At 51.3% G+C, this 1,032-nt stretch carries 1 protein-coding gene; it reads left to right on the plus strand.

Features of this window, described 5'->3' with window-relative positions:
• Positions 1-1,002, plus strand: a 1,002-nt coding sequence (locus DW761_RS09415) for a recombinase zinc beta ribbon domain-containing protein (protein WP_117517805.1), incomplete at its 5' end; no start/stop codon positions are given.
• Between the last annotated feature and the right edge of the window lie 30 nt (positions 1,003-1,032).

Below are 1,032 nucleotides of genomic sequence, written 5' to 3' on the forward strand. Positions count from 1 at the left end.
AAAATCCCCTGCCCCACATGGTGGAACCGGGAACGGGGGCTTCGCAATACCCGAACCAAATGGGAAAAGAAAGACCCGGAAAACGGACGGTATATGTGGGACTTCTCCGTTATCAAAGACCTTTTGATGAATCCCGTTTACACCGGGGCGATTGCTTCCCAGAAAAAAGACTACCGTTTCAAAATCGGCACGATTGGAGAAAAGAAGCCGGAGGACTGGATTGTAGTGGAGGGACAGCATGAACCGCTGATTGACCGCATGAGCTTTGACATTGTGCAGAACAAGCTGAAATCCCGCCAGCGTCCGGGGCAGACCAATGAAATCAGCCTGTTTGCCGGACTGATAAAATGCGGCGAGTGTGGGAAGTCGCTGACGGTACGCTACACAAACGCAAAACATCCTCAGCAGATTTATTCCTGCAAGACCTACAATGCCTTTGGAAAGAACCACTGCACCCAGCATCGGATTGACTATGACACCCTTTACAGCCATGTGCTGCGGAAAATCCGGGAATGTGCCAGAGCTGCCCTGATGGACGGGGAAGCGGTTGCCGACCGCCTGACCAATACCTGTGAAGCCGAGCAGCGGGAACAGCGGGAAGCAATGGAACGCTCCCTTACAAGGGACGAGGAACGGATTGAGGTTCTGGATAAAATGGTCATGCGGCTTTATGAGGATATGATTGCAGGGCGTATCAGTGAGCAGAATTTCAACACCATGCTGGAAAAGACACAGACCGAGCAGACGGAGCTTAAAGCAAAAGTGTCCGAGGGCAGGAAGCGGCTGTCCGATGAAGTCCAGCTTGCCAATGACGCAAAACAATGGGTGGAAGCCATTCAGGAATACGCCAACATCACAGAGCTGGACGCAGCCACCCTTAACCGCTTAATCAAAGAAATCGTCGTGCATGAGCGCATTGACGAAGATAAAACAAGACACATTTCTATCGAAATTCATTTTAATCTCAAACCCATCCCGGAGGTGGAACAGGTCACTGCCTGACCTGTCCCGCCGGGACGGTTCTCTTAAAAA

This window comes from Absiella sp. AM29-15 (genome assembly GCF_003434225.1).
Taxonomy (GTDB): domain Bacteria; phylum Bacillota_I; class Bacilli_A; order Erysipelotrichales; family Erysipelotrichaceae; genus Hoskinsella; species Hoskinsella hominis.